Origin of the sequence: Lachnoclostridium sp. An196 (assembly GCF_002160135.1) — a bacterium.
Lineage (GTDB): Bacteria > Bacillota > Clostridia > Lachnospirales > Lachnospiraceae > Hominiventricola > Hominiventricola avistercoris.
This window is the reverse complement of the sequence record NZ_NFJZ01000007.1, coordinates 31,467-44,610: the sequence shown is the minus strand read 5'-3', so window position 1 is coordinate 44,610 and position 13,144 is coordinate 31,467. Positions and strand designations below refer to the sequence as shown.

Here is a 13,144-nt window from a genome sequence, read left to right as displayed (position 1 = left end):
GCATATATGAAAGTGATCTTTATGGGAACGCCGGACTTTGCGGTGGGGACTTTGAAAGCGCTGCATGAAGCCGGCCATGAAGTGACTCTGGTGGTGAGCCAGCCGGACAAACCAAAAGGGAGAAAGCAGGAGCTTTCGCCCACGCCGGTGAAAGCGGCGGCGGAGCAGCTGGGACTGCCGGTGTACCAGCCTTCAAAGATCCGGGCCGAAGAATCCATCGAATATCTGCGGAATGTTGAGGCGGATGTGATAGTGGTAGCTGCTTTCGGACAGATTATTCCCAAGGCGATCCTGGAGATGAAGAAGTACGGCTGCATCAACGTACATGCATCTCTGCTGCCCAGATACCGCGGAGCCGCGCCGATCCAGTGGGCGGTCATCAATGGAGAAAAAGAATCCGGAGTGACCATTATGCAGATGGATGAAGGGCTGGATACCGGAGATATGCTTTTGAAAGAGACAGTGCCTCTGGAAGAAAAAGAAACCGGAGGCAGTCTCTTCGACAAACTGAGCCGGGTGGGGGCAGATCTTTGCGTGAAAGCGCTGAAAGAACTGGAAAAAGGAACGATTGTCCCGGAAAAGCAGGGCGAATCGCCCACTGCTTATGCTTCTATGCTGACGAAGGAGATGGGAAAGATCGACTGGACAAAGGATGCGGAGTCCATCGAGCGGCTGGTACGGGGGCTGAATCCCTGGCCAAGCGCGTATACAAAACTGAACGGAAAAACTTTGAAAATCTGGGAGTGCAAGGTTGTCCGTCAGGATGCATCAAAGGGTGAATGTGGTGAGATACTGAATACAACAAAAGATTTCCTGACCGTACAGGCGGGAAAAGACGCGCTGGAAGTGACGGAACTGCAGCTGGAAGGAAAGAAGCGGATGGACGCAGGTTCTTTCCTCAGAGGAAACAGCGTATCGGCCGGCACGGTTTTGGGAGTATGACAGGAGGATATTTATGCCATTTTTTTATTATTATGATCCGACTTATATTCTGGTTTTAATAGGCGTTGTAATTTCTTTGTGGGCGTCTGCAAAGGTGAACAGCACTTATCAGAAATATTCAAGAACGAGAAGCTATTCCGGACTGACCGGAGCGGAGGCAGCCAGGAGGATTCTGAACAGCGCGGGCATTTATGATGTAACCGTAGAACATGTGAGAGGAAATCTGACAGATCATTATGATCCCCGCGCCAGGGTTTTGCGTCTGTCTGACAGCGTCTACGGTTCTTCTTCCGTAGCTGCCATCGGTGTGGCCGCCCATGAATGCGGCCACGCGATCCAGGATGAAGAATCTTACGCACCGCTGCGGATTCGCAGCGCGCTGGTGCCGGTGGCGAATTTCGGCACCAAAGCGGCGATTCCGATTATTATTCTGGGGCTGTTTTTCGGAAGTTCATACACGTTAATTCAGATCGGGCTGCTTTGCTTTGCTCTGGGAACATTGTTTCAGATCGTTACGCTTCCGGTGGAATTTAACGCTTCCGCGAGAGCGGTGCGTATTCTGGGAGACAGCCATATGCTGATGGAAGAGGAACTGCAGCAGACCAGAAAGGTGCTTTCTGCGGCGGCGCTGACTTATGTGGCGGCGGCGCTGGCGTCTGTACTGTCCCTGCTCCGGCTTTTCCTGCTGTTCGGAGGAAGAGACCGTGACTGACCGGAAAAGGGTAAATGTGCGGGGGCTGGCGCTGGAAGTGCTTCTGGAAGTGACGGAACAGAAGGAGTACAGTCATCTGGCTCTTCGGGGAGCCCTGGAAAAATACCTGTATCTGGAGAAACAGGACCGTGCGTTCCTGACCCGGCTGGTGGAAGGAACGGTAGAGCGGCTGCTGGAACTGGATTATATTATTAACCGGTTTTCCAAGGTTCCGGTACATAAGATGAAACCGGTGATCCGCGGGATACTGCGGATGTCCGTCTACCAGATAAAATATATGGACCGGATTCCGGATGCCGCCGTCTGCAATGAAGCGGTAAAGCTGGCGGGGAAGAAAGGATTTTCCAGCCTGAAAGGATTTGTCAACGGAGTACTGCGCAATATTTCCAGGAACCTGGGAACGGTGGAATATCCGGATCTGTCGGTGAAATACTCTACGCCGGAATGGATTGTACGGCAGTGGACCGATGAATATGGAGAAGAGACGGCGCGTAAGATGCTGGAGAGCCAGTATAAGGAACGGCCCATCACGGTGAGAGTGAACCTGCACCGGATCAGCAGAGAGAGCCTGATGGAGCGGCTTGTTTCCGAAGGCGTGCGTGTCCGGAAAGTGGAGGGCATAGACTGTGCCCTTGAGATCTCCGGATACGATTATCTGGCTGCGCTTCCCTCTTTTCGGGAAGGGCTTTTTCAGGTGCAGGATGTGAGTTCCATGCTGGCAGTGCTGAAGGCAGCCCCCAGGCGGGGAGATTACTGCATCGACGTCTGTGCCGCGCCGGGAGGAAAAAGCCTTCACCTGGCTGATCTGCTGGATGGGACCGGCATGGTAGAGGCCCGGGACCTGACAGAGTATAAAGTACAGCTGATCGAAGAAAATATCGCACGCAGCGGTATGACGAATATCCGGGCGGTACAGTGGGACGCGACAGTGCCGGATGAAGTGTCTGCAGGAAAAGCGGACGTGGTGCTGGCGGATCTTCCCTGTTCGGGACTTGGAGTATTAAACAAAAAACGGGATCTGAAATACCGCATGACGCCGGAACAGGAAAAAGAACTGGTGCATCTTCAGCGCCGGATACTGGAGACGGTACAGCAGTATGTGAAGCCGGGCGGAACGCTGGTCTACAGTACCTGTACGGTACACAGAGAGGAAAATGAAGGAAATACGGCCTGGTTCCTGGAACATTTCCCGTTTGTGCTGAAGGAGCAGATACAGATGCTTCCCGGCAGGGATCCCTGGGACGGGTTTTATATAGCGAAGATGGAGAAAAGACAGAATGACTGATATCAAATCCATGACTCTGGGAGAACTGGAGCAGGAGATGGAAAAACTGGGAGAAAAGAAATTTCGCGCCAGACAGATCTACAGCTGGATGCATGAGAAACTGGCAGACCGGTTCGAAGACATGACAGATCTCTCTGTGGCGCTGCGGAAGAAACTGGCGGAGAACTATGTATTAACCCGGCTGGAGCCGGTGAAGATCCAGACCTCCAGGATCGACGGTACCAGTAAGCTGCTTTTCCGTCTGTCCGATGGAAATGCGATTGAAAGCGTTCTGATGAGATATCATCATGGAAATTCCGTATGCATATCTTCCCAGGTAGGCTGCCGCATGGGCTGCCGTTTCTGCGCGTCCACGCTGGACGGGCTGGAACGAGGGCTGACTCCGTCTGAAATGCTGGATCAGATTTATCAGATTCAAAAATGGTCCGGGGAACGGGTGCACAATGTGGTGGTTATGGGAACAGGGGAGCCTTTGGACAATTATGAGGCGCTGCTCCGTTTTTTGAAACTTCTGACCTGCGAGGGAGGGCTGCATATCAGCCAGAGAAATGTGACGGTGTCTACCTGCGGGATTGTTCCGCGGATGAGACAGCTGGCGGACGAAAAGCTGCAGATTACGCTGGCGCTTTCTCTGCATGCGTCCAGCCAGGAAAAAAGACGTTCACTGATGCCCGTGGCGAATAAATATTCGCTGCCCGAAGTTCTGGATGCGTGCCGGTACTATTATGAGCAGACCGGAAGAAGGATAACTTTTGAATACAGCCTTGTGGGAGGAGTCAATGATTCCGCTGGTGACGCGCAGGAACTGGCAAAGCTGGTAAAACCGCTGCACGGGCATGTAAATCTGATCCCGGTCAATCCTATCAAAGAGCGGGATTATGTGCAGTCCGGACATGCGGCAGTGGTCAGTTTTAAAAATAAACTTGAAAAATCAGGAATTAATGTTACTATTAGAAGGGAAATTGGCCGGGATATAGACGGCGCATGCGGACAGCTGCGCAAAAGTTATATGGATACAGAAAAGTGAGGTGAGGGCCTGTGCAGACATCGGTCGCCATGACGGATATTGGACGGAAGAGAAAAGTGAATCAGGATTATGTGTATGCCTCCGATGCCCCTGTGGGAAATCTGCCAAACTTGTATATTGTGGCTGATGGGATGGGAGGACACAGGGCTGGTGATTTTGCCTCTTCTTATGCGGTAGAGCAGATTGTCAGATCCATACAGAGGAGTACGGAGACCAGACCTGCGCTGATCCTGCAGAAGGCGGTGCGATATGCAAACTTCTGTCTGTATGAAAAATCTATGGAGTATGAAGCCTACCAGGGAATGGGCACGACACTGGTGGCCCTGACCGTCTTCGGCAGCGAGGCGTTGGCGGTGAATATCGGGGACAGCCGTCTGTATGAAATATCCAAAGAAGGCATCCGCCAGATATCAGAAGATCATTCGCTGGTGGCGGAGCTTGTGAGAAAGGGAGAACTGACTCCCGGGGAGGCAAGAAGACATCCGGACAAGAATATTATCACAAGAGCACTGGGAATTCAGGAAGAGGCGGAGGTGGATCTGTTTCCGTTTCATGCGGACAGCGGAAGCAAATACCTGCTTTGTTCCGACGGACTGAGCAATATGGTGGAGGATGAAGACCTTTTCCGGATTATCCGGCAGGATAAAGATCTGCAGGAGATCGGAGGCGAGCTTCTGATGAAGGCGAATCGAAACGGAGGCCTGGATAATATCGCGGTGGTTCTGGTTGAAATAGATAACAGTGAGGTAAGGATATGATTAAGATAGGGACGATAGTGGGAGACCGATATGAGATTCTGGAGAAGATCGGCGTCGGCGGCATGGCGGAAGTATATAAAGGAAAAGATCATAAGCTGAATCGTTTTGTGGCGGTAAAAGTACTTAAAGAAGAGTTCCGGAGCAACGACGCGTTTGTGAAGAAATTCAAAGAAGAGGCTCAGGCTGCCGCGGGACTGGCGCATCCGAATATCGTGAACGTATACGATGTGGGGGATGAAAACGGGATCTACTATATCGTCATGGAACTGGTGGAAGGCATCACCCTGAAAGAATATATAGAACGAAAAGGACGCCTGACCATCAAAGAAGCAACCAGCATAGCGATCCAGGTATCGGCAGGGCTGGAAGTCGCCCATAATAATCAGATCGTTCATAGGGACATCAAACCTCAGAATATTATTATTTCCAGAGAAGGGAAAGTAAAAGTTACCGATTTTGGCATTGCCAAGGCAACCACATCTCAGACGACTACTTCCAACGCCATGGGGTCTGTACACTACGCGTCTCCGGAACAGGCCAGAGGCGGTTATGTGGATCACCGAAGCGATATCTATTCTCTGGGGATTGTGCTCTATGAGATGGTGACAGGACGGGTGCCTTTCGACGGAGATACGGCTGTGGCCGTGGCCGTGAAGCATCTGCAGGAGGAGATGGTTCCGCCCAGCGTTTACTGCAAGGAGATCCCCTACAGCCTGGAGCAGATTATAAAAAAATGTACGCAGAAAAGTCCGGACCGCCGGTATCAGGATATCGGTGATTTGCTGGTGGATTTAAAACAGTCTCTTCTGGATCCGGAGGGGGATTTTGTAAAAATGGTGGATCTGGACGAACAGGCCAAGACTGTGGTTATGGATAAAGACTCTTCGTCAAGAGTAAAAGAGAGACGTAAGATTCGTCTGGCTGAAGAAGAATACGACGAGGACGAAGATGAAGATGATGAATACGATGATGAGGACGACGACGATGAAGATGACGACGAGGAAGGTTTAAGCCCGTCGGTGGAGAGAGCCATGACAATCGCCGGTGTTGTTCTGGCGGTGATCATCGTTCTGGTTCTGGTCCTGTTTGCGTCGCGTGCGTTAGGCCTTGGTGGCGGAAACAGAAATAATAGTGAAGACAGCCAGCAGACAGAAGAAAATGCAGAAGACGAAGAGGATTCCCAGAGTTCGGCGAATACGGTGGAAATGCCCAATTTGATCGGAAAAACTATGACGGAAGCCCGGATCGAGCTGGATGAGCTGGGGCTGAGTATTACGTTGGGCGGCAGCGAAGATTCCAGTGAATATTCTGCAGGCCAGATTATCCGCCAGAGTGTCGAGAGCGGCGAGCGGGTGGAAGTAGGCAGTTCTGTGGAAGTCACGATCGCGGGATCCGGCTCCGGTTCCGGATCTTCTTCTCAGACGAGTGAGCAGCAGGAAGAGGAAGAAGATCAGGCGGTTGTGCCGAATGTGACAGGAAGGACAGAGGCTGAGGCCAGGAGCATGCTGGAAGCGGCCGGACTGAAAGTGGGGACTGTATCCGAGAGCGCAAGTGATACGGTGACAACCGGCAATGTGATCAGTCAGAGTCTTTCTGCCAATACAGAAGTGGCGCAGGGGACAACGGTTAATCTGGTATTGAGCAGCGGCCCTAATAAAGTAAGTGTGACAGACGTGATCGGACATGAGTCCACGAGGGCTCAGGGAGAACTTCAGGCAGACGGGTTTGCGGTAAATGTCAATGAAGTATATTCTGATGAAGTGCGGGAAGGACTGGTGATCAGTACAAACCCGGACAGAGGGACTTATGTGGAGCCGGGAAGCACGGTGACGATTACGGTGAGCCTTGGCAGAGCGCAGGTAGAGATACCGTCCGTAACAGTAAATATGAATTACGAAGCTGCCGCGGAAGCGCTTCGGGACGCGGGATTTGAGGGAACGATCAAGGAAGCGACAGAGAGCAGCGAATCTGTAGGAGAAGGATATGTGACCAGATATGAACCAAGGAGCACTGTGGATCCGGATGGAACGGTGACGATTTATGTCAGCACCGGTTCTGCCTCCCAGCAGACGACTACTCAGGATCCGGCTTCCCAACAGTCACAGACGACCACACAGCCATAGGGAGGAACCATAGCAGTTAAATGGTACAGGGAAAGATAATAAAAGGAATCGCGGGCTTCTACTATATCTATGTGGAAGGCCGCGGTGTCTATGAATGCAGAGCCAGAGGGATTTTCCGCAATCAGAAGATTAAGCCGCTGGTAGGAGATAATGTGGAAATGGAGATTCTGGATGAAGCAGACCGGGAAGGAAATCTGGTGGGGATTCTTGAACGGGAGAGCGAATTGATCCGTCCGGCGGTGGCAAATATAGATCAGGCTCTGGTTGTATTTGCGGCGGCGAAGCCAAAGCCCAATCTCCAGCTCCTGGACCGTTTTCTGATCAGTATGGATCGGATGAATCTTCCCGCAATTATCTGCTTTAACAAAAAGGATGAAGTTTCGGACGGGGAGCTGGACCGGCTCCGGCATATATACGCTGGATGCGGAAGCCCCCTGCTTTTTGTCTGCGCGCGAAACGGAGAAGGAGTAGAAGATCTGCGCAGGCTTCTCCGGGGGCATGTGACTGCCGCCGCGGGACCTTCCGGGGTAGGAAAGTCCACCCTGACCAATCTGCTGATACCGGACGCGGGTATGGAGACGGGGAGGATCAGTGAGAAAATTGACCGTGGAAAACATACGACCCGGCACAGTGAACTGTTCCGAATAGAAGAGAACAGTTATTTTTTTGACACTCCGGGTTTCAGTTCCCTGGATCTGGCGGATGTGGAGAAAGAAGAACTCCGCTACAGTTATCCGGAATTTCGAAAATATGAAGGGACCTGCCGCTTCCAGGGCTGTGTGCATATGAAAGAGCCGGGATGCGCGGTCAAGGAGGCAGTGGAAGAAGGAAAGATCAGCAGAGAACGTTATGACAGCTATGCCTGCCTTTTTCAGGAGCTTCAGGAAAGAGAAGGAAGGAGATATTCATGAGAAAGAATTATTTGTCACCGTCGATCCTGTCCGCAGATTTCGCACATCTGGGAGAGGACATCAGACACGTGGAAGCAGCGGGATCCCCGTATTTACATTATGATGTTATGGACGGCCTGTTCGTGCCCAGTATTTCATTTGGAATGCCGGTGCTGGAATCAGTCAGAAAGATCACGGATATGGTATTGGATGTACATCTGATGATACAGGATCCTGACCGGTACATCGATGATTTTGTGCGCTGCGGAGCAGATATCATTACCGTGCACTATGAGGCGTGCAGCGATGTAAAAAGAACTCTGGATAAGATCAAAGAACACGGACGGAAGGCCGGCGTGACGATTAAGCCGAGGACGCCGAACCAGGTTCTGGAGGATGTGCTGGATCTGGCAGATATGATACTTTTGATGACTGTAGAGCCGGGATTCGGAGGACAGGCCTATATTCCGGAATCTACAGAAAAGATCCGGGAACTGCGCCGTATGCTGGACGAGCGGGGACTGGACACAGATATTGAAGTAGACGGCGGTATTAAAAAGGACAATCTTCGCACGGTTCTGGATGCGGGGGCCAATGTGATCGTGGCGGGATCCGCGATCTTCAAAGGAGATATTGAGCGGAACACAAGAGATTTTCTTGAGATCATGGGAGAATAGCAAGTTGAATACGGTGATTCTGACGGGGGGCGATATTCAGGAGGATTTTGCCCTCCGAATTTTAGAAAATACATTTGATAAAGTGATCGCGGTGGATAAGGGACTGGGATTCTGCCGTGAACATGGAATCGTACCCACAAATATTGTAGGAGATTTTGACAGCCTGGATCCCGGGATTCTGGAATGGTACAGGCAGAATACATCCATAGAGATCCGGGAATATGATCCGATAAAAGACGCTACGGACACGCAGATCGCCGTGGAGCTGGCTCTGGAAGCGGGAAGCAGCTGTATCACGATCCTGGGAGGTACAGGAAGCCGGATCGATCATGTGCTTGGAAATATCCAGACGATGTATCTGGCTCTGGAAAAGGGAGCGGACTGTGCGATGCTGGATCCCCATAACCGGATCCGTCTGATCCGGGGCGGTTTCACTTTGAGCCGGGAGGAACAGTACGGAGACTATTTCTCGTTGATTCCTTTTACCACGGATGTAATCGGCGTGACGCTGCGGGGGGTAAAATACCCTTTGACCGGCTATCATTTTACGGTACAGGGCAGCGCAGGCCTCGGTGTGTCCAATGAGATTACCGGGGAAGAAGCCCGGATCAGTATGGAAAACGGCATAATGATCCTGATAGAATCCAAAGACTGACGCAAAGACTGAAGAAAAATTCCTTGACTGGCCGGAAACGGTATGATATAGTATATGAGGCTGTCTGTGCAGGTATATTTTTCCGGCGCGGAAGGCAGCTGTTACGCAATAATCACGCGGACGGATTCTGGAAGCGGTGCCCGAAGGGGTTCTTCTGGAAGAAAATGTCCGGCGGAAGAAAAACCAAAAATGGAGGAAGAAAAAATGAGCGTAATTTCAATGAAACAGTTACTGGAAGCAGGCGTGCATTTCGGACATCAGACAAGAAGATGGAACCCGAAAATGGCTGAGTACATCTATACCGAGAGAAACGGTATCTATATCATTGACCTGCAGAAATCCGTAGTAAAAGTAGACGAGGCTTACAAGGCAGTGGCAGACATCGCGGCTAACGGCGGAAACATTCTTTTTGTAGGAACCAAGAAACAGGCACAGGACGCTATTATGACTGAAGCAGAACGCTGCGGCATGTTCTACGTTAACGAAAGATGGCTGGGCGGCATGCTGACCAACTTTAAGACGATCCAGGGCCGTATCAAGAGACTGAAAGAGATCGAGGCAATGGAAGAAGACGGTACGTTTGATGTACTGCCGAAGAAGGAAGTCATCGCTCTGAGAAAAGAGATGGAGAAACTGCAGAAGAACCTGGGCGGTATCAAAGAGATGAAGGGTCTTCCGGACGCGATCTTTGTTGTAGACCCGAAGAAGGAGAGAATCTGCGTGCAGGAAGCTCATACGCTTGGAATTCCGCTGATCGGTATCTGCGATACCAACTGTGATCCGGAAGAACTGGATTATGTGATCCCGGGCAATGACGACGCGATCCGTGCGGTGAAACTGATCGTTTCCAAGATGGCAGACGCTGTTGTCGAGGCAAGACAGGGCGAAGCAGAGGAAGTCATGGACGAGGAAATCGAAGAAGAAGAGATCCAGGCAGAGTAATCAATCCCACAGGAGGAATATAATCATGGCTATTACAGCAGCAATGGTAAAAGAGTTAAGAGAAGCAACCGGTGCGGGCATGATGGACTGCAAAAAGGCACTGGCAGCAACCGATGGAAATATGGAGGCAGCTGTGGACTTTCTGAGAGAGAAAGGCCTGGCTACCGCTCAGAAGAAGGCAAACCGTATCGCGGCTGAAGGTATCGTCGCAACGGCGCTGTCTGAAGATGCGAAGAAAGCAGTTGCAGTAGAGGTGAACTCAGAGACTGACTTCGTCGCAAAGAATGAAAAATTCCGCGGATATGTGGCAGATGTGGCCGCACAGGCGCTGAATACTTCCGTAGCGGATATTGAGGCTTTCCTTGCAGAGCCGTGGGTGAAAGATACCAGCAAGACGGTGAAGGACGAGCTGGCTGCACAGATTGCAGTGATCGGTGAGAATATGAACATCCGCCGTTTCCAGCAGGTAGTGGAAGAGAACGGTTTTGTATCTTCCTATATCCACGCAGGCGGAAAGATCGGCGTGCTGGTAGATGTGCAGACGGATGTGATCAATGACGAGATCAAAGAGATGGCTAAGAATGTGGCTATGCAGGTAGCTGCTCTGAAACCGATCTATACCAATGACGGCGAAGTAGATGATGAATACAAAGCACATGAGCTGGAGATCATCAAGTCTCAGATCGAGAACGATCCGAAGATGGCAGGAAAGCCGGAGAAAGTGATCAGCGGCGCAGTGATGGGCCGTCTGAACAAACAGCTTAAAGAGATCTGCCTGATGGATCAGGTTTATGTAAAAGCTGAGGATGGAAAGCAGAACGTGGCTGCATATGTGGCTCAGGTTGCAAAAGCGAACAATGCCAATATCGTCATTAAAGGATTCGTTCGTTTCGAGACCGGCGAGGGTCTGGAGAAGAAGAACGAAGACTTCGCAGCAGAAGTTGCAAAACAGATGGGAATGTAATCCCGGTTTTGCATTACTTAAATAAGAACCTTAAAACCCTTGAAAATCCAGTATTTTCAAGGGTTTTTCTTATCTCAACCACTTCATATATTGCATTATAAATTCATGTAACTTTTTAGGTGAATTTTCGTAGAATTTTCGTCAGTGAATTCGTAGAATTTCATTACGAACTTCTTAACGCAAACTTCGCATGATTTTTAAGAAAAATGCGGCGATTTCGGTAGCTATCAATAATGCGATGCAGTTCCGGAATTAGTAAAAAAGACTTGTTCCATATGGGAAGCCTGATTGAAGCGTTTCGCAGCTTCAACGGCGGGAACATTGTAAAATAAATTAGAAGTGTGTACTAATTTTTCTATCTGCGCCTGGAGCATATGGGTGTAGTTTGGATCATGGTATCCCAAACCACAGACACCGATTCCTGAACCAAAATCCAGATAACGCTTTCCATCTACATCAAAGAGATACATTCCTTCTCCATGATCCAGGATGATAGGATAGCGGTTGTAAACAGAAACAAATTGTTGATCGGCTTCTTGGATAATGGAATTCATTTTAGTCTGGTACCTCCTCTATTTCAATCTTAAATACATTGATCACATCTACATCCGGACAACAGAAAACGATGGAACCGTCCGGTTGACTGGGAAGCTTTCCGCCGTATCGCAGGATATCGATGTAAGGAAAGGCTACATGCATAGCCATAGGACAGAGTTTTCCCCTTTCAGTGTCGAAATCAAAGGTATCACCAATACAATGTCCCCGGTGACATCCCATATGCCCTTTCTGGTCAATTAAGGTAAGTGTAATCTTTGGTTTTTTCATCAGTAATCTCCTCCCCAAACTGTTCGATAGGAATTCCCTTATACTTGTCAGTATTGTTCCGATTTGCTTTGATAATTCTTTCAATCTGTCGCATTGCAGTCTCAACGCTTTTCAGTAGGTTTCCGGATCTCAGATAATGTCCAACTGTCATAGACATAAAAATGTCTCCGGTTCCGGGAAAACGAACCGGTATTTCTTCATAAGGAAGAAATATACTTGGTTCATCAGCAGAATTTTTTGCCACAGTAAACATGTTTCCATCAATGTTGGTACTTGTGATAATAAGAGCTTTGGCGCCCAGTTCATGAAGGCGTTTTGTGATCTCTTCAATTTCATATTTCGAATAAGTGTCTTTGATCGCGTGATCGGACAAAAAACATGCTTCTGTGATATTAGGAACTATAACATCTGCAATGGAGCATAGTCGCTTCATATAGGGAATGGTTTTCTCCGTTATTCCATGATATCGTTTCCCGTTATCTCCCATAATAGGATCTACAAAAATATAAGTACCCGTTTTTCTCTGTTCTTTACAATATTCAGATACAAGAGAAGCCTGTTTTTCAGATACAATAAACCCTGTACAGATCGCGTCAAAAGAAAAGGAAAGTTCGTTCCATACCTGTAGTGTATTTTGCATATATTCAGTGGTATCCAGAATATCAAATCTACCATAGTCCAACGTATTAGAGATCAGAGCAGTAGGTAAATTGAAAGTTTCAAATTTTAAATGAGAGAAAACAGGTATCATGGCAGATAGGGCAACTTTCCCATACCCGGCCATGTCATTGATCAATAAAATTTGAGAGCTGTTTTTGGATTTCATAGTCGTATTACCTCAGTTTTTGAAATAGCAAAGTCTGCAAAGCTTCTTTCCTGCGTTCGTTTGAAAAATTTTCTGAAGAACTGTCTGTATTGTATGTTGATCCATATGGTCCTCATAAAAGTTCACCAGAAAATCTGCTTCTACAAGGATCTGATAATCAATTCCATCTATATTGGAATAAGTATGGTGATGGCCCACCAGATAACAGATCCGAGAAATATCTGCTTCGCTAAAGCATAATTCTTTTAACATTTTGCGGGCATAGGCAGGACCTTCCTGTTCCTGCAGTTTCCCATTACTGCTTCCAAATTTTTCCTCTGCCGGTCGAATGCCAATATCATGAACCAAAGCGGCACACTCCGTTATAAACTGTGTATGTTCATCCAAATGTTCTATTCGGCCGATCATCTGTGCAAAGCCATGCACCTTCACCAGATGCATAATACGAATGGGATCATGTTGATGAAACAGTATCATTTTTTGTTCCAACAGATCGATTTTTTCTATATCCATTTTAA

General features: G+C 49.0%; 15 protein-coding genes. 11 read left to right on the top strand and 4 right to left on the bottom strand.

Going from position 1 to position 13,144, the window contains the following annotated elements; genetic code table 11:
• The first annotated feature begins 6 nt into the window (after positions 1–6).
• The 11 genes from fmt to tsf all read left to right on the top strand — a co-directional run bounded on the left by fmt (position 7) and on the right by tsf (position 10,975).
• Positions 7–942, top strand: coding sequence for a methionyl-tRNA formyltransferase (gene fmt, locus B5F29_RS09440; protein WP_087154386.1), 936 nt, complete (start codon positions 7–9; stop codon positions 940–942).
• A gap of 13 nt (positions 943–955) precedes the next feature.
• Positions 956–1,654 carry a zinc metallopeptidase gene (locus tag B5F29_RS09435; protein ID WP_087154385.1) on the top strand — a complete coding sequence of 233 codons (699 nt, stop codon included), beginning with the start codon at positions 956–958 and terminating at the stop codon, positions 1,652–1,654.
• Positions 1,647–2,939 carry a 16S rRNA (cytosine(967)-C(5))-methyltransferase RsmB gene (gene rsmB, locus B5F29_RS09430; protein WP_242955630.1) on the top strand — a complete coding sequence of 431 codons (1,293 nt, stop codon included), beginning with the start codon at positions 1,647–1,649 and terminating at the stop codon, positions 2,937–2,939. The genes B5F29_RS09435 and rsmB overlap by 8 nt, the downstream gene beginning before the upstream one ends.
• Positions 2,932–3,966: a 23S rRNA (adenine(2503)-C(2))-methyltransferase RlmN gene (gene rlmN / locus B5F29_RS09425; protein ID WP_087154383.1), complete on the top strand. Its 1,035-nt coding sequence runs from the start codon at positions 2,932–2,934 to the stop codon at positions 3,964–3,966. The genes rsmB and rlmN overlap by 8 nt, the downstream gene beginning before the upstream one ends.
• A gap of 11 nt (positions 3,967–3,977) precedes the next feature.
• Positions 3,978–4,724: a Stp1/IreP family PP2C-type Ser/Thr phosphatase gene (locus B5F29_RS09420; protein ID WP_330397574.1), complete on the top strand. Its 747-nt coding sequence runs from the start codon at positions 3,978–3,980 to the stop codon at positions 4,722–4,724.
• Positions 4,721–6,847, top strand: coding sequence for a Stk1 family PASTA domain-containing Ser/Thr kinase (gene pknB / locus B5F29_RS09415; protein WP_087154381.1), 2,127 nt, complete (start codon positions 4,721–4,723; stop codon positions 6,845–6,847). The genes B5F29_RS09420 and pknB overlap by 4 nt, the downstream gene beginning before the upstream one ends.
• A gap of 20 nt (positions 6,848–6,867) precedes the next feature.
• Positions 6,868–7,758, top strand: coding sequence for a ribosome small subunit-dependent GTPase A (rsgA, locus tag B5F29_RS09410; protein ID WP_087154380.1), 891 nt, complete (start codon positions 6,868–6,870; stop codon positions 7,756–7,758).
• A complete protein-coding gene (rpe, locus tag B5F29_RS09405) occupies positions 7,755–8,414 on the top strand; it encodes a ribulose-phosphate 3-epimerase (protein ID WP_087154379.1) in 660 nt (219 codons plus the stop codon). The genes rsgA and rpe overlap by 4 nt, the downstream gene beginning before the upstream one ends.
• A 13-nt stretch (positions 8,415–8,427) precedes the next feature.
• Positions 8,428–9,069, top strand: coding sequence for a thiamine diphosphokinase (locus B5F29_RS09400; RefSeq protein WP_242955634.1), 642 nt, complete (start codon positions 8,428–8,430; stop codon positions 9,067–9,069).
• A 204-nt stretch (positions 9,070–9,273) separates the two neighbouring features.
• Entirely contained in the window at positions 9,274–10,011 is a 738-nt protein-coding gene (gene rpsB, locus B5F29_RS09395) for a 30S ribosomal protein S2 (RefSeq protein WP_162608400.1), read from the top strand.
• Positions 10,012–10,036: 25 nt separating this feature from the next.
• The gene (gene tsf / locus B5F29_RS09390) at positions 10,037–10,975 is read left to right on the top strand and encodes a translation elongation factor Ts (protein ID WP_087154377.1); all 939 of its coding nucleotides are present in this window, start codon (positions 10,037–10,039) and stop codon (positions 10,973–10,975) included.
• Between the two features lie 227 nt (positions 10,976–11,202).
• Here the strand turns inward: tsf and B5F29_RS09385 are convergent, their stop codons facing one another.
• Genes B5F29_RS09385 through B5F29_RS09370 form a run of 4 tightly spaced genes read right to left on the bottom strand, consistent with a single transcriptional unit; the run spans position 11,203 to position 13,139 of the window.
• A complete protein-coding gene (locus tag B5F29_RS09385; RefSeq protein WP_242955629.1) occupies positions 11,203–11,529 on the bottom strand; it encodes an aminotransferase class III-fold pyridoxal phosphate-dependent enzyme in 327 nt (108 codons plus the stop codon).
• Between the two features lies 1 nt (position 11,530).
• Positions 11,531–11,800 (bottom strand): TIGR04076 family protein, encoded by a 270-nt coding sequence (locus B5F29_RS09380; protein WP_087154376.1) that lies wholly within the window; start codon positions 11,798–11,800, stop codon positions 11,531–11,533.
• Positions 11,766–12,626 (bottom strand): pyridoxamine kinase, encoded by an 861-nt coding sequence (locus B5F29_RS09375; protein ID WP_087154375.1) that lies wholly within the window; start codon positions 12,624–12,626, stop codon positions 11,766–11,768. Before B5F29_RS09375 ends, B5F29_RS09380 begins: the two co-directional genes overlap by 35 nt.
• Positions 12,627–12,638: 12 nt before the next feature.
• Entirely contained in the window at positions 12,639–13,139 is a 501-nt protein-coding gene (locus B5F29_RS09370) for an HD domain-containing protein (RefSeq protein ID WP_087154374.1), read from the bottom strand.
• Positions 13,140–13,144: the final 5 nt, after the last annotated feature.

Bases quoted from the DNA above. Each gene is read 5' to 3' on its own strand.
- B5F29_RS09370 (WP_087154374.1), bottom strand. From the start codon at position 13,139: ATGGATATAGAAAAAATCGATCTGTTGGAACAAAAAATGATACTGTTT.
- B5F29_RS09385 (WP_242955629.1), bottom strand. From the start codon at position 11,529: ATGAATTCCATTATCCAAGAAGCCGATCAACAATTTGTTTCTGTTTAC.
- B5F29_RS09435 (WP_087154385.1), top strand. From the start codon at position 956: ATGCCATTTTTTTATTATTATGATCCGACTTATATTCTGGTTTTAATA.
- tsf (WP_087154377.1), top strand. From the start codon at position 10,037: ATGGCTATTACAGCAGCAATGGTAAAAGAGTTAAGAGAAGCAACCGGT.
- rpsB (WP_162608400.1), top strand. From the start codon at position 9,274: ATGAGCGTAATTTCAATGAAACAGTTACTGGAAGCAGGCGTGCATTTC.
- pknB (WP_087154381.1), top strand. From the start codon at position 4,721: ATGATTAAGATAGGGACGATAGTGGGAGACCGATATGAGATTCTGGAG.
- rlmN (WP_087154383.1), top strand. From the start codon at position 2,932: ATGACTGATATCAAATCCATGACTCTGGGAGAACTGGAGCAGGAGATG.
- rpe (WP_087154379.1), top strand. From the start codon at position 7,755: ATGAGAAAGAATTATTTGTCACCGTCGATCCTGTCCGCAGATTTCGCA.
- B5F29_RS09375 (WP_087154375.1), bottom strand. From the start codon at position 12,626: ATGAAATCCAAAAACAGCTCTCAAATTTTATTGATCAATGACATGGCC.
- rsgA (WP_087154380.1), top strand. From the start codon at position 6,868: ATGGTACAGGGAAAGATAATAAAAGGAATCGCGGGCTTCTACTATATC.
- B5F29_RS09380 (WP_087154376.1), bottom strand. From the start codon at position 11,800: ATGAAAAAACCAAAGATTACACTTACCTTAATTGACCAGAAAGGGCAT.
- fmt (WP_087154386.1), top strand. From the start codon at position 7: ATGAAAGTGATCTTTATGGGAACGCCGGACTTTGCGGTGGGGACTTTG.